General features: G+C 69.6%; 15 protein-coding genes. 9 read left to right on the top strand and 6 right to left on the bottom strand.

The window, feature by feature from the left end; all coding sequences use genetic code 11:
• Positions 1-29: 29 nt before the first annotated feature.
• The 3 genes from hutC to DOL89_RS00430 are packed head-to-tail and all read left to right on the top strand — an operon-like array spanning position 30 to position 1,386.
• Positions 30-758 carry a histidine utilization repressor gene (hutC, locus tag DOL89_RS00420; RefSeq protein WP_225889837.1) on the top strand — a complete coding sequence of 243 codons (729 nt, stop codon included), beginning with the start codon at positions 30-32 and terminating at the stop codon, positions 756-758.
• Between the two features lie 59 nt (positions 759-817).
• Positions 818-1,114 (top strand): hypothetical protein, encoded by a 297-nt coding sequence (locus tag DOL89_RS00425; protein ID WP_162937245.1) that lies wholly within the window; start codon positions 818-820, stop codon positions 1,112-1,114.
• On the top strand, positions 1,111-1,386 hold the full coding sequence (locus DOL89_RS00430) for a type II toxin-antitoxin system RelE/ParE family toxin (protein WP_162937246.1): 276 nt from the start codon (positions 1,111-1,113) through the stop codon (positions 1,384-1,386). Before DOL89_RS00425 ends, DOL89_RS00430 begins: the two co-directional genes overlap by 4 nt.
• On the opposite strand, the gene hutI is transcribed toward DOL89_RS00430, so the two are convergent.
• Entirely contained in the window at positions 1,383-2,624 is a 1,242-nt protein-coding gene (gene hutI, locus DOL89_RS00435; RefSeq protein ID WP_119677375.1) for an imidazolonepropionase, read from the bottom strand. The genes DOL89_RS00430 and hutI overlap by 4 nt on opposite strands.
• 138 nt (positions 2,625-2,762) lie before the next feature.
• Here hutI and DOL89_RS00440 point away from each other — a divergent pair, with 138 nt between their 5' ends.
• The 5 genes from DOL89_RS00440 (at position 2,763) to DOL89_RS00460 (ending at position 9,143) form a co-directional block, all read left to right on the top strand.
• Positions 2,763-4,133: a formimidoylglutamate deiminase gene (locus DOL89_RS00440; protein ID WP_119680142.1), complete on the top strand. Its 1,371-nt coding sequence runs from the start codon at positions 2,763-2,765 to the stop codon at positions 4,131-4,133.
• 138 nt (positions 4,134-4,271) lie between these two features.
• Entirely contained in the window at positions 4,272-5,951 is a 1,680-nt protein-coding gene (hutU, locus tag DOL89_RS00445; protein ID WP_119677376.1) for a urocanate hydratase, read from the top strand.
• 141 nt (positions 5,952-6,092) lie between these two features.
• A complete protein-coding gene (gene hutG / locus DOL89_RS00450; RefSeq protein ID WP_119677377.1) occupies positions 6,093-6,932 on the top strand; it encodes an N-formylglutamate deformylase in 840 nt (279 codons plus the stop codon).
• Complete coding sequence (gene hutH / locus DOL89_RS00455) at positions 6,929-8,470, top strand: histidine ammonia-lyase (RefSeq protein WP_119677378.1); 1,542 nt, start codon at positions 6,929-6,931, stop codon at positions 8,468-8,470. Before hutG ends, hutH begins: the two co-directional genes overlap by 4 nt.
• 148 nt (positions 8,471-8,618) lie before the next feature.
• On the top strand, positions 8,619-9,143 hold the full coding sequence (locus DOL89_RS00460) for a hypothetical protein (protein WP_162937247.1): 525 nt from the start codon (positions 8,619-8,621) through the stop codon (positions 9,141-9,143).
• A 1-nt stretch (position 9,144) separates the two neighbouring features.
• Here DOL89_RS00460 and DOL89_RS00465 read toward each other — a convergent pair whose 3' ends face one another.
• The 3 genes from DOL89_RS00465 to DOL89_RS00475 form a co-directional block, all read right to left on the bottom strand.
• Positions 9,145-10,605, bottom strand: coding sequence for a coniferyl aldehyde dehydrogenase (locus DOL89_RS00465; protein ID WP_119677380.1), 1,461 nt, complete (start codon positions 10,603-10,605; stop codon positions 9,145-9,147).
• A gap of 118 nt (positions 10,606-10,723) precedes the next feature.
• Positions 10,724-11,248, bottom strand: a complete 525-nt coding sequence (locus DOL89_RS00470; RefSeq protein ID WP_119677381.1) for a hypothetical protein — start codon at positions 11,246-11,248, stop codon at positions 10,724-10,726.
• A gap of 15 nt (positions 11,249-11,263) precedes the next feature.
• Positions 11,264-11,860, bottom strand: a complete 597-nt coding sequence (locus tag DOL89_RS00475; protein ID WP_119677382.1) for a hypothetical protein — start codon at positions 11,858-11,860, stop codon at positions 11,264-11,266.
• 165 nt (positions 11,861-12,025) lie between these two features.
• On the opposite strand from DOL89_RS00475, the gene DOL89_RS00480 reads away from it, so the two are divergent.
• On the top strand, positions 12,026-13,039 hold the full coding sequence (locus DOL89_RS00480; protein ID WP_119677383.1) for an SDR family oxidoreductase: 1,014 nt from the start codon (positions 12,026-12,028) through the stop codon (positions 13,037-13,039).
• Here DOL89_RS00480 and DOL89_RS00485 read toward each other — a convergent pair.
• Positions 12,977-14,137 carry an alpha/beta hydrolase gene (locus DOL89_RS00485; RefSeq protein ID WP_225889838.1) on the bottom strand — a complete coding sequence of 387 codons (1,161 nt, stop codon included), beginning with the start codon at positions 14,135-14,137 and terminating at the stop codon, positions 12,977-12,979. The two genes, DOL89_RS00480 and DOL89_RS00485, sit on opposite strands and share 63 nt — an antisense overlap.
• Complete coding sequence (locus DOL89_RS00490) at positions 14,121-15,128, bottom strand: ABC transporter ATP-binding protein (protein WP_119677385.1); 1,008 nt, start codon at positions 15,126-15,128, stop codon at positions 14,121-14,123. Before DOL89_RS00490 ends, DOL89_RS00485 begins: the two co-directional genes overlap by 17 nt.
• Positions 15,129-15,190: the final 62 nt, after the last annotated feature.

Genomic DNA, 15,190 nt, shown 5'->3' on the forward strand with positions numbered 1-15,190 from the left:
GAGGGATCATGGGGGCGGACGGGTTGGACATGGTCTCGCGTGCTGACGACGCCCCGCTTTACCAGCGGGTGAAGGCCCATGTGCTGGACCGGATCGCGGTCGGGGAGCTGAAGCCCGGCGACCGCGTGCCGTCGGAGCATGAGCTGGTCGCCGCACTGGGCGTCAGCCGCATGACCGCCAACCGGGCGCTCCGCGAACTCACGGCGGAAGGGCGGTTGACCCGTACCGCCGGTGTGGGCACCTTCGTCGCCGCGGCCAAGCCGGTGGGCACGGTGCTGGAAATCCGCAACATCGCGGATGAGATCCGGGAGCGCGGCGGCACCCACAGCGCCGATGTGCTGCACCTGGCGGAGGAGGAGGCGCCGGCCGCCGTGGCCGCCGCCTTCGACCTCGCGCCCGGCACGCCGCTCTACCACTCGATCCTGCTGCACCGGGAGAATGGACGGCCCTTGCAGATCGAGGATCGCTGGGTCCTGCCGGCCGCGGCCCCTGGCTATCTCGCGCTGGACTTCACCCGCATCACCCCCTCCCGCCACCTGCTGGACGAGGCCCCGGTGGTGGAGGTGGAGCATCTGGTGGAAGCCATCCTGCCCGATGCCCGCACGGCCCGACTGCTGGAGATGGAGGCGGGCGAGCCCTGCCTGCGCCTTTCCCGCCGCACCTGGACGGACGGCCCCGCCGGCCGCGTCGCCTCCCTTGCCGACTTCCTCTATCCCGGCTCCCGCTACCGCCTCGGCGGACGGTTCAGGCCGGTTTAGAGCGCTGCCGCTTGGGTTTCTCCGGTGTTATGATCGTGGTCCAAGAGATGGAGGCCCTCATGCCGGATACCGTTGCAATCCAGGTCGACCGGGAGCTGGCCGCCTCCCTGGAAAGGCTAGCCCGTGACCAGGGCCGCCGGCTTGAGGAACTGACGGAAGATGCCATCCGCGCCCTGATCGTTCTGGATGGGCTCGAGCGGAATATCCCCGCTCCTCCTGGAATGCTGTCGGCGGCGGAACAGGAGGCGGAAACCCTGATGGCCATTGCCTCCATCGCATCCGGCCAGGGTCTTTCGGAAGAGGACATGGACAAGGTCTTCGACAGTCTCCTTGCCCAGGATGGCGCCCGTTCGTGAGGTTGGTCTTTTCGCAGCAGTTCGTGGATCGGCTGCACGAAATCCATGCTTATGTCAGCCAGCACAATCCGCGGGCGGCGCGCGCGCAGGTTCAGCTCCTGCGCCAAGCGGCGAAGCGCCTACGGAGCTTTCCGCATCTTGGGCATCCGGCAGCCGTCGTCGGCACGCGGGACCTGAAAGTTCCCGGAACGCCCTTCCTCCTGCGTTACCGCGTCGGAACGGATGTGATCGAGATGTTGGCGATCTTCCATGAACGGCAGCGGCGCGATTAGGCCGGCCATGCCGCAGGCACCCCGCCCATGACCCTTCCCACGCAGGCGCTGCCGCCCAGCCAGTAGGCCAGCTCCGCCGGGCGCTCCACCTCCCAGATGGCGAGGTCGCAGGCCTTGCCCGGTTCCAGCGTGCCGATCTCATCGGCGAGGCCCAGCGCCTTCGCGGCATTCCGGGTGGCGCCGGCCAGCGCCTCGGCAGGCGTCAGGCGGAACAGGGTGCAGGCCATGTTCAGCATCAGCAGCAGGGAGCGGGCAGGGCTGGTGCCGGGGTTCAGGTCGGTGGCGATGGCCATGGGAATGCCGCGGGCCCGCATCTCCGCCACCGGCGGGGCCTGCGTCTCCCGCAGCAGGTAGAAGGCCCCGGGCAGCAGCACCGCCACGGTCCCCGCCCGCGCCATCGCGTCCAGCCCGGCCGCGGTCACATATTCCAGATGGTCGCAGGACAACGCCCCGTAGCGGGCGGCCAACGCCGCCCCGCCCTGGTCCGACAGTTGCTCCGCATGCAGCTTGACGGGCAGGCCATGGTCGCGGGCGGCCTGGAACACGAGCTCCGTCTCCGCCGCGGTGAAGCCGATCGTCTCGCAGAAGGCGTCCACCGCATCGGCCAGCCTCAGCCTCGCCGCCTCCGGCACGATTTTCCGGCAGACCAGCTCCAGATAGCCGGCGCGGTCCTGCCTGTATTCCGGCGGCAGGGCGTGGGCGGCCAGCAGGCTGGTCCTGACCCGGATGCCCGTCTCCGCCCCCAGCCGCCGGGCGGCGCGCAGCATCTTGAGTTCGGAGTCCAGCTCCAGCCCGTATCCGGACTTCACCTCCAGCGTCGTCACCCCCTCCGCCAGCAGCGGGGCGATGCGGCGGGCGGCGGCGGCCACCAGCTCCCCTTCCGGCGCGGCGCGGGTCAGGGCGACGCTGCGGTTGATGCCGCCGCCGGACCGGGCGATGTCGGCATAGGAGGCGCCGTTCAGCCGCATCTCCCACTCCTCCACCCGGTCGCCGCCGAACACCGCATGGGTGTGGCAGTCGATCAGGCCCGGCGTGACCCAGCGCCCTTCCAGCCCCACCACGCGCCTCGCAAGCTCCTCCGGCCGGCCGGGCAGGTCCGCCGCCGCCCCGATCCAGGCGATGCGCCCGTCCTTGGCCGCGAGCGCCCCGCCGCGGATCGTGCCATAGGGGTCCGCCCCCTCCGCCATGGTGGCCAGATGGCCGCCGAGCCAGAGCGTGTCCCAGGGTGCTGCGCTCATATCACCTGCTCCATCTGCTCCCTCTCCCCGCGAGGGAAAAGGGAAACCGAAACCTATCCTGCCGGGCGGCTTGTGCGCCGTCCATGGGCGCGATAGGATGCCTGTATATACAGGATGCAAGCCGGAAAGGACACAGAGGTGCGCGCCTTTTTCGCCGACCGCGTCCGGCTGCCGGATAGCTGGGCCGGGAATGTCAGGATCGAGGTGGATGGGGACGGCACCATCGCCGCCGTCCAGCCCGGCGGCGCGCCGGACGGGGCCGTCCGCCTGTCCGGTCCCGTGGTGCCCGGCATGGCCAATCTCCATTCCCATGCCTTCCAGCGGGCCATGGCCGGGCTGGCGGAGCGGGGGGCGGTCAGCGGGGACAGCTTCTGGTCCTGGCGGCGCACCATGTACGACTTCGTCGCCAAGCTGACGCCCGAGGATGTGGAGGCGATCTCCGCCCATCTCTATGTGGAGATGCTGAAGGGCGGCTATACCGGCGTGGCGGAGTTCCACTATCTGCACAACGCCCCGGACGGGAAGCCCTATGCCGATGCCGCGGCCATGTCCCGCGCCGTTGTCGCGGGGGCGCGGAACGCCGGAATCGCGCTGACGCACCTGCCGGTGCTGTACATGACCGGCGGGCTGGACCAGCGGCCGCTCACCAGCGGGCAGCGCCGGTTCCAGGGCACGCCCGCCGGGATGTTTGAGCTGCTGCAGGCGCTGGAGGCGGAGCAGGGGCCGGAGCTTCGCCTCGGCCTCGCCCTGCATTCCCTGCGCGCCGTGCCCGCCCGCCCCATGCGCGAGGCGGTGGCGGAGATGGCCCGGCGGGACCCCGCCGCCCCCATCCACATCCATGTGGCCGAGCAGCTCAAGGAGGTGGAGGAGTGCCTGTCCCACCTCGGCGCGCGACCGGTGGAATTCCTGCTGGGCGAGGTGGAGGTGGACCGGCGCTGGTGCCTGGTCCACGCCACCCACATGACCGATGCGGAGGCCGTGCGCGTGGCGGAGAGCGGGGCCATCGCCGGCCTCTGCCCCACGACGGAGGCCAATCTGGGCGACGGGCTCTTCCGGTGGGAATCCTTCCGCCGCGCCCGCGGCCGGTTCGGCGTCGGCTCCGACAGCCATGTGTCGCTGGATGCGCGGGAGGAGCTGCGGCTGCTGCATTACGGCCAGCGCCTGATCTCCGGCCGCCGCGCCTACGATCTGCCGGGCCGGACCCAGCATCTGGGCGCGCGGCTGTGGCTGGACGCGGCGGAGGGCGGGGCGCAGGCGCTGGGCCGTGCCACGGGCCGGATCGAGGCCGGCTGCCGCGCCGACTGGCTGGTCCTGGATGCCGACCATCCGGCGCTGATGGAGCGGGAGGGCGACCTGCTGCTGGATGCGCTGATCTTCGTGAATGCCGGCGGCAGTCCGATCACCCACAGCTTCATCGGCGGCCGCTGCGTGATCGACCATGGCCGCCACGCCCGCGAGGAGGAGATATCCCGCCGCTACCGGCAGACGTTGCGGCGGCTTCTCGCATGAGGCCTGTCGCAATCCGGCCCTTCGGGCCTCCTTGCGACCTACCGGGCCGTAGGTCGCATGCAGCATAGCGGAATGCGACATCCACCTTCGCCAAGCGCCCGGAATGCCCAATAAGCCCGACCAAGGACCCGAAGCCCCATGGCCACCCGTCGCGACAACACCCGCATTATCCGCTCACCCCGCGGCCTGACGCTGAACGCCAAGTCCTGGCAGACGGAGGCGCCGCTGCGCATGCTGATGAACAACCTCGACCCGGAGGTGGCAGAGAATCCGCAGGAGCTGGTGGTCTATGGCGGGATCGGCCGGGCGGCGCGGGACTGGGAGAGTTTCGACCGGATCGTGGAGACGCTGAAGCGGCTGGATGACGACCAGACCCTGCTGGTGCAGTCCGGCAAGCCGGTAGGCGTGTTCCGCACGCACAAGGACGCGCCGCGGGTGCTGCTGGCCAACTCCAACCTGGTGCCGGGCTGGGCGAACTGGGAGCATTTCCATCACCTGGATCGGCTCGGCCTGATGATGTACGGCCAGATGACGGCCGGGTCCTGGATCTATATCGGGACCCAGGGCATTGTCCAGGGCACCTACGAGACGTTTGTCGAGGTCGGCCGGCGGCATTACGGCGGCGACCTCTCGGGCAAGTGGATACTCACCGCCGGGCTGGGCGGCATGGGCGGGGCGCAGCCGCTGGCCGCCACCATGGCCGGGGCCTCCTGCCTGGCCGTGGAGTGCCAGCCCAGCCGCATCGACCGCCGGATCGAGACCCGCTATCTGGATCGCCGCACCGATAGCCTGGAACAGGCCATGGGCTGGATCGGGGAGGCGAAGGCAGCGGGGCGGCCGGTCAGCGTCGGCCTGCTGGGTAATGCGGCGGAGCTGTTCCCCGAAATCCTGCGCCGCTCGCGGGAGGATGCAAGCTACCGCCCCGACGCCGTCACCGACCAGACCAGCGCCCACGATCCCGTGAACGGCTACCTGCCCGCCGGCTGGAGCCTTGAGCGCTGGGTGGAGATGCGGGAGCGCGATCCGCAGGCGGTGGCCGCGGCCGCCAAGCGCTCCATGGTCCTCCATGTCCAGGCCATGCTGGACTTCCACGCCATGGGCGTGCCGACGCTGGATTACGGCAACAACATCCGGCAGATGGCGAAGGATGAGGGGCTGGCGAACGCCTTCGACTTCCCCGGCTTCGTGCCGGCCTATATCCGCCCGCTCTTCTGCCGCGGCGTCGGCCCCTTCCGCTGGGCCGCCCTTTCCGGCGATCCGGAGGACATCCGCAGAACGGATGAGAAGGTGAAGGAGTTGATGCCGCACGACCGGCACCTGCACCGCTGGCTGGACATGGCGCGGGAGCGCATCGCCTTCCAAGGCCTGCCGGCGCGCATCTGTTGGGTGGGGCTGGGCGACCGGCACCGCATCGGTCTCGCCTTCAACGAGATGGTGGCGCGCGGCGAGATCGGGCCGCTGGTCATCGGGCGCGACCATCTGGACAGCGGCTCCGTCGCCAGCCCGAACCGGGAGACGGAGGCCATGCGGGACGGGTCCGACGCCGTGTCCGACTGGCCGCTGCTGAACGCGCTGCTGAACTGCGCCAGCGGGGCCACCTGGGTCAGCCTGCACCATGGCGGCGGCGTCGGCATGGGCTACAGCCAGCATTCCGGCATGGTGATCCTGGCGGACGGAACGGAGGATGCCGCCCGCCGGATCGGGCGCGTGCTGTGGAACGACCCCGCCACCGGCGTGATGCGCCACGCCGATGCGGGGTACGGGATCGCGGTGGATTGCGCGAGGGAGCAGGGGTTGGATCTGCCGATGCTCGCGTAGGTCGGATCAAGCCGGAGGCGCTGATCCGACGCACCCTGTCCGTTCTGCGGCGTTGTTGGATTTCGTGCTTGTCCTCGACCGCTGTGTCGGATCATCGCTACGCTCGATCCGACCTACGGACCACCGGAAAGGTCTTTGCCCATGTCCATCCGCCCCTACGTCTTCTCCCCCGGTTCCGTTCCGCTGCTGGTGTCCATCCCGCATGCGGGCACGGAGGTGCCGGTCTATCTGACCTCGCGGCTCAGCCAGCCGGCCCACGCGCTGCCGGACACGGACTGGCATGTGGACAAGCTGTACGACTTCCTGGGCGATCTCGGCGCGTCGGTGATCGCGGCGACGCGGAGCCGCTACGTGGTGGACCTGAACCGGCCCAGCACGGATGAAAGCCTCTATCCCGGCCAGACCACCACCGGACTGTTCCCGCAGGAAACCTTCCTCGGCGACGCGGTCTGGTCCGCCCCGCCGCATGAGGATGAGAAGAACCGCATCATCGCGGAGATCTGGAAGCCCTATCACGACCGCATCCGGATGGAGCTGGACCGGCTGGTGGCGGAGCATGGCTTCGCCTGCCTGTGGGAGGCGCATTCCATCGCCCCCGTGCTGCCGCGCCTGTTCGAGGGCGCGCTGCCCGACCTCAATCTGGGCACCAACGATGGCGCCGCCTGCCCGGACGAGATCGCGCAGGGCATGCTGGATGTGGTCGAGGCCGACGGGCGCTACAGCGCCGTGCTGAACGGCCGGTTCAAGGGCGGCTACATCACCCGCCATTTCGGCCAGCCGCAGAACCGCATCCTCGCCTTCCAGCTCGAGATCGCGCAGAGCGCCTACATGGCCGACGGCTCCTGGTACGGGGAGGGCGGGATCGTCGCTCCGCCGCCGCGCCTCGACTTCGAAAAGGCGGAAACGCTGCGCCCGCTTCTGCGCCGCATGATGCAGACCTACCTGTCGGCCGCGGCCGACCATCTGGAGACCCAGGCATGAGCATGCCGCTCACCCTCATTCCCGGCCACCTGACCCTGTCCAGCATGCGCGCCACCCTGTCCGGGCCGGTGCGGCTGGAGATGCGGGGCGAGGATCTTGAGTGTGCGGCCGCCAGCGCGCGCATCGTGGCGGAGGTGATCGGGGCGGGGAAGACCGTCTATGGCATCAATACCGGCTTCGGCCTGCTGGCCAAGACCCGCATCGGCACCGACAAGCTGGCGGAGCTTCAGCGCAATCTGGTGCTGAGCCATGCCACCGGCACCGGGCCGCTGCTGGAGGACGGGGTGGTGCGGCTGATCATGGTGCTGAAGATCGCCAGCCTGCTGCGCGGCTTCTCCGGCATCCGGCCGGAGGTGATCCGCGCCCTGGCCGATCTGGTGGAGCGGGAGGTCTATCCCTGCGTGCCGGCCAAGGGCAGCGTCGGCGCCTCCGGCGACCTCGCCCCGCTGGCCCATCTGGTGGCCCCGCTGATCGGGGAGGGGGAGGTGCGCCACAGGGGCCGGGTGATGCCGGCGGCGGAGGGGCTGGCGCTGGCCGGGCTCGGCCCGGTCGAGCTGGGGCCGAAGGAAGGGCTGGCCCTGCTGAACGGCACGCAGGTGTCCACCGGCCTGGCGCTGGCCGGGCTGTTCTCGGCGGAACGGGTGTTCGACGCCGCGGTGGTGGCCGGCAGCATGAGCGTGGATGCCGCCCGCGGCAGCGACACGCCCTTCGATCCCCGCATCCATGCCGTGCGCGGCCAGCGCGGGCAGATGGATGTGGCCGCCGCCTACCGCCGCATGCTGGCCGGCAGCGAAATCCGCGCCAGCCATATCGACTGCTCCCGCGTGCAGGACCCCTATTGCCTGCGCTGCCAGCCCCAGGTGATGGGGGCGGCGCTGGACCAGATCCGCATGGCCGCCGCCACCCTGGCGGTGGAGGCCAATGGCGTCACCGACAATCCCCTGGTCTTCCCGCCGGAGCGGGAGGGGGAGAGCGGAAGCATCCTGTCCGGCGGCAACTTCCATGCCGAGCCCGTGGCCATGGCCGCCGACCAGTTGGCGCTGGTTCTGACGGAAATCGGCAACCTGTCGGAACGGCGCAGCGCCATGCTGGTGGACCCCAACCACAATGGCGGGCTGCCGGCCTTCCTGGTGCGGGACGGCGGCGTGAACAGCGGCTTCATGATCGCCCAGGTCACGGCGGCGGCGCTGGCGTCGGAGAACAAGGGCCTGGCCCATCCCGCCAGCGTGGACAGCATCCCCACCAGCGCCAACCAGGAGGATCACGTCTCCATGGCCACCTGGGCCGCGCGCCGCCTGCTGGACATGGCCGACAATACGGTGGGCATCGTGGCGGTGGAGCTGCTGGCGGCGGCGCAGGGCGTGGATTACCACCGGCCGCTGAACAGCAGCGCCGGGCTGGAGCGGGCGCATGCGGCCCTTCGCGCCCGAGTCGCCTTCTGGGACCGGGACCGCTACTTCGCCCCGGACATCGCCGCGGCCAAGACGCTGATCCAGGATGGAAGCATATCTAGCGGAACGGAGTGGCTGGAGGTGTGAAGTAACGGGGATCTGTTTCAATTATTTCTGTCAGGATTCATTCCCGTTTCACTTGCGGTATTTTGGATAGGGACTGTGTTTATTCCTTGGTTGCGAGTGCCATTTATGTAAAGTGCCGGCCAGTCCTCGAACCTTTCCGGTGATGAACATGCGCTCCGCCTCCGCCGCCGCCCTGATCGGGCTGGCCTTCCTGTCCGCCGCCCCGGCTTCCGCCAGCGACTTCGGCGTGCCCGAGAATTACCGCCTGTCCCTGGAGACGGCGGAAACCTGCCACACCGCCATGATGGCCGTGATGACCGATGCCAAATCCGACGCCAAGCTGAAGGCCGAGCTGGCCGCCTTCGGCAAGGATGACGAGGAGGAGGAGGACGAGGACGGCGATGAGAACGGCAACACCCTGACGGTGCAGGAAGCCACCGCCCGGATGGAGGAACTCGCCCCCACCGCCGCCCGCACCATGTCCCGCAAGGGCTGCGCGCCGGAGGCCTTCTGGACCTCCATGATGGCGATGATCGAGGCCGGGATGTACATGGCGGTCAGCCAGATGGGCGGGGAGATGGAAATCCCGGCCGTGACCAAGGAGAACATCGCCGTGCTGACCAAGCACCAGGCCCGGTTCGAGAAGATGGGGGCCGAGCAGCGGGCCGCTTCCGAGGCGCTGGGCCTGGAATAGCTCAGCGCAGCAGCATCTTCAGCAGCCGGTCGATCCGCCCGCCGAAGGGCGGGCGGGTCATGAAGCTGCCGTTCAGGCGGGGCTGGCTGAACACGCCGCGGGCGTGGCTGAAGGTGCGGAATCCCGCCTCCCCGTGATAGGCTCCGATGCCGCTGTCGCCCACCCCGCCGAAGGGCAACTCCTCCTGCACGCAATGTAGCAGGGTGTCGTTCAGCGTGACGCCGCCGGACAGCGTCCGCTCCAGCGTCCTGTCCACCACCGACCTGTCCTCGCTGAACAGATACAGCGCCAGGGGGCGAGGGCGGTCGTTGATATAGGCGTAGGCGTCCTCCAGCGACGCATAGGGCACGATGGGAAGCAGGGGGCCGAAGATCTCCTCCTGCATCACCTCCGCCGTGTCCGGCACCTCGGCGATCAAGGCGGGGGCCATTTTGCGCCGGGCGGGGTCCAGGACTTCCCTGGCCGGGTTGATCTCCATGATCCTCGCGCCGCGTTGGCGCGCATCCTCCACCAGCGCCGCAAGCCGGCGGTGGTGGCGGTCATTGATGATGGACGAGTAGTCGGGGTTGTGGCCAAGGCTGGGATAGAGCTTGGCGACGGCGGCCTGGAAGGCGGTGGTGAACGCCTTCTCCTTGTCCCGCGGCACCAGCACATAGTCCGGGGCGATGCAGGTCTGGCCGGCATTGAACAGCTTGCCCGCCGCGATGGTCTCCGCCGCCTTCTCCACCGGATAGTCGGGAGCGACGATGGTAGGGGACTTGCCGCCCAGCTCCAGCGTCACTGGCACCAGATTTTCCGCCGCCGCCCGCATCACGATCCGGCCCACGGCGGTCGAGCCGGTGAAGAGCAGGTGATCGAACTTCAAGCGGGAAAAGGCCTGCGCCACCTCCGGCCCGCCCTCCACCACGGATACTTCGGTGGCGTCGAACACCTCCGCCAGCAGACGCTGGATCAGGTCGCCGGTGCGCGGGGTGAATTCGGACGGCTTGATCATGGCCCGGTTGCCCGCCGCGATGGCGGCCACCAGCGGCGCCAGGGTGAGCTGGACCGGGTAGTTCCAGGGGCTGATGATGCCGACCACGCCCAGCGGCTGGTAATGCACCCTGGCCTTGCCCGGCCAGAAGGCGATGTCCACCGGCCGGCGCTTCGGCTTCATCCAGCCGCGGAAATTGCGGCGGGCGTGGCGGATGCCGGCCAGGACCGGGAAGATGTCGGCCAGCTTCGTTTCGTGGGCGGAACGGTGGCCGAAATCCTGGCGCACCGCCTCCACCAGCGGCTCCTGGTACTTCAGCAGCGCCTTGGCCAGCCCGTCCAGCGCCGCGGCGCGCCGCTCCGCCGTCAGGGGGCCTTGCTCCAGATAGGCCTTGCGCTGGGCCGCCAGGATGCCGGCCAGCTTCTGGTCGGGGCTGCCGACCCGGTTCCGCACGTCCTGGACGGGGAACTCGATGATGGCGTCGGTCATGGCGGCTCCTCCCCTTTGTCCGGGCCGGTGCGGCGGGCGGGTGCCTGTCAGATGATGGCACGCCCGAGTCTTGGCAATGCCCCGGCAGGGCCGGAACACGCGGTCGGGGTTATCAACATCAGCTACGGCGGAACCGCTCGACCTTGATGATGCGATAGCCCTGGGAGGAAGGAAACCGCGATTCCGCGCGATGGCGGGCGTCGCGCTCCGTGGCGCTGCCGACCAGGCAGATGCGGCCCATGGCCCATTCCTGCGCAGTCGGCGAGCCGCCGCCGGCCGTGGAGGTGAGGTCCGGATTGGCAACCGTAACCTCCCACAGCCGGCCGTGGATGAGGGTGGATTTATCGAAGACGAACAGGCGCTGCTTCGGCACGTCCAGGGCGGTCTGCAACTGCACCTCCGCCTCCTCCTTCTGGTCGGCCAGCCGGTCGCGTTCCAGCAGGATCGCAGCAAGCTTCGTCTCCTCCTGGCCGATCATGTCCAGCAGGGTGCCGATGCCCCCATTCAGCTCCCCTCGCTGCCGGTCCAGCCGCTCCGCCTCGCGGCGGCTTCCGGCCATATCCGACTCCATCCGGCGCAGCCCCACGGCCAGATAGGCGAGGCAGCCCAGGAAGATCAGCAGAAAGGCGATGTTCACCAGCATGAAGGCGCGTCCGCCCTATTCCGCCGCGGCGCGGGACAGGGGCTTGGACCGGCCTTGCGGCCGGGCCGGGGCAGGCGCCGCCTGCTGGCCGGACGCGGGATCGAGCCCGGAAAGCTGGAAACCGCTCTCAGACGGAAAGGCGCGGCGGGCCAGCTCCGCCGCCTGTGGAGCGGTTTCGGCCCAGACCTCCAGATGGTGGCGCGCGCCGCGCAACGGCCCGTCCGTGACGGCAACCCGGTTGACGGTCAGCATCGGCCCCAGCCCCAGGGCACTCGTGAACAGGCGGCGGTGCCCGCCCGGGTCCCCCAGTTCATGTACCACCAAATAGCTGTCGGCTTTCGCCGCTCTGATGCGCCGCTGTGCCTCCATGATCTGGGTGTGCATGGACTTCACCTCCACCTCCGCATCGCGGGCGCGGTCCTGAAGGCGGCGGAACTGGTCGGTGAGTTGATCCTGCTGCCTGCGAAGCTGGGCGTTGCGGGCCTGCGCCGCCGCGATGCGTGTCCGCTGGGCGTGGGTCAGAACCTGCCGCGCAAGCGCCATTCCGACCGCCACCACCGCGCCCAGGACGGCGACGATGAACAGCGTTATGTCGAACGATACCGGGATCACGGGCCGGACGCTCCAGCTGGGCTCGGGTCGGCGGGACGATGCATCAAATTGTTGGTATTTCCAACACACAAGATTGTGCGCGTCGATCATGGCCGGGTCCTGCCGCGACCAAAACGCGTCCTGTCTGTTGTGCGGCACGGAAAACGAACGAATCTGGAGGACCGCATGGCCCAGCGACTGAGCGGGAAAACCGTGGTGATCACCGGCGCGTCGAGCGGCATCGGCCGCGCAACCGCCATCTCATTCGCGCGGGAGGGCGCCACCGTGGTGCTTGCTGCCCGGCGGGAGCAGGCGCTGCACGAGGTGGCGACCGAAGTTCATAATGCCGGCGGCCGGGCCATGGTCATTCCCACGGATGTGCGCGACCCCGCACAGATGCAGCGGCTGGCCGCCCGCGCCATAGACGCCTTCGACGGTATCGACATCTGGGTGAACAATGCCGGCGCATCCGCCTTCGGCAAGTTCGAGGAGATCCCGCAGGAGGCGTTCCATGCCGTCATGGACATTACCTTCTACGGCGTGGTGAACGGCATCCGCGCCGTGCTGCCCCATTTCAAGGAGCGCGGGCAGGGCACGATCATCACCACCGCCTCCGTCGTCGGGCGGGTGCCGTCGCCCTACCAGTCGCCCTATGTCGCGGCCAAGCACGCGGTCATGGGCTTCATCGAGGCCGTCCGCCAGGAGGTGGATCAGGACGGGTTCGAGGACATCTATCTCTGCGCCGTCCTGCCCGGCCCCGTCGACACCCCGTTCTGGCAGCATGCCGGCAACTACTCCGGCCGCGAAATCCAGGCGCTCCCCGGCATGGTGGAAGCGGAGAAGGTGGCTGACGCCATCCTGTCCCTGGCCTTCAAGCCGCAACGGGAGGTCGGCGTCGGCGTCTCCGCCCGGCTGCTGGAACTGGGCATGGCGGTGGCCGGCGGGCGGCTGGAGCGCTTCATGGGCCGCATGACCCAGGACAAGCAGTTCAAGGAAGCGGCGCACGGGCGGGACAATGGCACGCTGGGCCGGCCGGACCCATTCGGCACGGGGACGTCCGGCGGCTGGATGAAGCGCAGCCGTGCGAAGAAGAAGGCCGGGCTGAAGCGGCATGCCGGCAGCATCGGGCTCGGCGGGCTACTGGCCCTGGCCGTTCCCATCGGCGCCGCCGCCTACTATGCTGCCAACCGGCGTCACTGATCCGGCCGCGGCCGGGGGCTCGGCGCCGGCCGTCTGCTGCGGGAGGGGCGGGCGCCCCTCCCGCACCGGTATCCGTCGGGGCCGCTTGTCGGCTCCGCTGGGCAGCGGCGCGTCGCGGTCCCCGATCCAGGACAGCACGTCCCGCCAGACGACCTCCGCATTCAGGTCGCGCAGCAGCATGTGCCAGCCCTGCGGATAGACCGCCACGTCCGGCCCGGCAGCATCGGTGCGGAAGCTGGACAGCGCCCGGTTCACCGGCTCCGCCGGCAGGATGTCCTCATTGTCGCCATACAGCACCAGCACCGGCCCCGCGACCTTCGGCACGGCCTCCATGGCCTCGTCCATCAGGTTGGTCAGGCCCCAGACGGCGTCCACGCGGGTGGCCTTTATCACCTGCGGGTCGCGGCCCATGGCGCGCAGCATCTCGATATTGTCGGAGGCATAGCGGCGCACGCCCTTGGGCGGCGTCATCTCCAGCCAAGGAACGGTCCAACTGCCCACGGTCAGCGCCGCGCGCTGATAGAAGGGCATGGTGTCCCGGCTCCAGACCGCGGGCGCGGCCAGGATCGCCCCCTCCACACCGGGCGGCAGCCCGTGCTCCGCCAGCGCCGTCATCACCACGGCCCCGCCCATGCTGTGTCCCAGCAGGAAGACCGGCACGCCGGGATGCCGTTCCCGGATCGCGGCCGCGGCATCGAACAGGTCGGCATGCATGGTGTCCATGCCCGGCCAGATGCCACGGTTCGGCGTAGCCCCGAAGCCGCGCTGGTCGAAGGCATAGGTGGCGACGCCGTGCCGCGCCCAGTACGCCCCGGCCTCGGTGAAGGTGTTGGAATAGTCGTTGAAGCCGTGCAGGCCCAGAATCGCCGCCCGCGGTCGCCCTTCGGGCAGCCAGGACCGCAGCGGCAGGACCAGCCCGTCCGCGGTGCGGAACCCGTCCGCGGCCACCGCGGGCTGGGCCACCCGGTCGCCCATGGGCTGAAGGGCCGGGGCGCAGCCGCCCAGCGTGGCGGCGGCCAGCAGCACGGCGCCGGTCAGGATCGCCGCCGCGCGGCGGAGCTTCCGTCCCCTGCCGCGCCGGTCAGCGATACTCATCATCCCGTGCCGGCTGGGGCGCGCGGGTGAGTTGGAGGAACAGATCCTCCAGGTCGGACTCGACCGTGGACAGGTCGATGATGCCGAGGCCGGCCCCGGTCAGGGGACCCAGCACGTCGCCGACCTTGGTGCGGCTGGGCTGGTAGCGGATCACCAGATGCCGCGGGCTCCGCAGCTCCGCATCCAGCCTGGACAGGGCGGATGGAATCGTCTCCAGGTCACGGTCCAGCGTGACCACCAGCTCCTTGCGGTCCAGCCGTTTCAGCAGGTTATCCTTGGCATCGCAGGCCACCACGGTGCCGTGGTTGACGATGGCGATGGTGTCGCAGAGTTCCTGCGCCTCTTCCAGATAGTGGGTGGTCAGCACCACGGTGGTGCCGGCCTTGTTCAGCTCCCGCACATGCGCCCACAGGCTCTGCCGCAGTTCCACATCCACGCCGGCCGTCGGCTCGTCCAGCACCAGCACCGGCGGGGCGTGAACCATGGCCTTGGCCACCATCAGCCGGCGGCGCATGCCGCCCGACAGGGTGCGGGCATAGGCGTTGGCCTTGTCCTTCAGCCCCACCGCCTCCAGCAGCCGTTCCGTCTGCCGCTCCGCCTTCGGCACGCCGTAGAGGCCGGCCTGGAGGTCCAGCAGCTCCCGCGGGGTGAAGAAGGGATCGAGGTTCAGCTCCTGCGGCACCACGCCGATGGCGGCGCGGGCGCTGCGGGAATGCCGCTCGATGTCGATGCCCCAGATCTTCGCCGTGCCGCTGCTCTTGTTCACCAGCCCGGCCAGGATGTTGATGAAGGTGCTCTTGCCCGCCCCGTTGGGTCCCAGCAGCCCGTACAGGCTGCCGCGCGGAATGTTCAGGCTGATTCCCTTCAGCGCCTCCTTCGGGGGCGCGCCGCCGGCGGCCTTGTAGGTCTTGCGCAGATCGCTGACCTCGATCGCATTGACCGGAAGGGAAGCGGCGTCGGCGCTGGCGGCGGGTGCGCTGAGACTGTCGGGCATGCTGCTGGTCCTGGTATCTGGGCGCCGGCGGCTCCGGCAACCGGAGTCGCCGGCGCGCCTGC

Source organism: Indioceanicola profundi, from assembly GCF_003568845.1.
GTDB classification, from domain to species: domain Bacteria; phylum Pseudomonadota; class Alphaproteobacteria; order Azospirillales; family Azospirillaceae; genus Indioceanicola; species Indioceanicola profundi.

Bases quoted from the DNA above. Each gene is read 5' to 3' on its own strand.
- hutC (WP_225889837.1), top strand. From the start codon at position 30: ATGGTCTCGCGTGCTGACGACGCCCCGCTTTACCAGCGGGTGAAGGCC.
- DOL89_RS00425 (WP_162937245.1), top strand. From the start codon at position 818: ATGCCGGATACCGTTGCAATCCAGGTCGACCGGGAGCTGGCCGCCTCC.
- hutI (WP_119677375.1), bottom strand. From the start codon at position 2,624: ATGAGCGCAGCACCCTGGGACACGCTCTGGCTCGGCGGCCATCTGGCC.
- hutU (WP_119677376.1), top strand. From the start codon at position 4,272: ATGGCCACCCGTCGCGACAACACCCGCATTATCCGCTCACCCCGCGGC.
- hutG (WP_119677377.1), top strand. From the start codon at position 6,093: ATGTCCATCCGCCCCTACGTCTTCTCCCCCGGTTCCGTTCCGCTGCTG.
- hutH (WP_119677378.1), top strand. From the start codon at position 6,929: ATGAGCATGCCGCTCACCCTCATTCCCGGCCACCTGACCCTGTCCAGC.
- DOL89_RS00460 (WP_162937247.1), top strand. From the start codon at position 8,619: ATGCGCTCCGCCTCCGCCGCCGCCCTGATCGGGCTGGCCTTCCTGTCC.
- DOL89_RS00465 (WP_119677380.1), bottom strand. From the start codon at position 10,605: ATGACCGACGCCATCATCGAGTTCCCCGTCCAGGACGTGCGGAACCGG.
- DOL89_RS00470 (WP_119677381.1), bottom strand. From the start codon at position 11,248: ATGCTGGTGAACATCGCCTTTCTGCTGATCTTCCTGGGCTGCCTCGCC.
- DOL89_RS00480 (WP_119677383.1), top strand. From the start codon at position 12,026: ATGGCCCAGCGACTGAGCGGGAAAACCGTGGTGATCACCGGCGCGTCG.
- DOL89_RS00485 (WP_225889838.1), bottom strand. From the start codon at position 14,137: ATGATGAGTATCGCTGACCGGCGCGGCAGGGGACGGAAGCTCCGCCGC.
- DOL89_RS00490 (WP_119677385.1), bottom strand. From the start codon at position 15,128: ATGCCCGACAGTCTCAGCGCACCCGCCGCCAGCGCCGACGCCGCTTCC.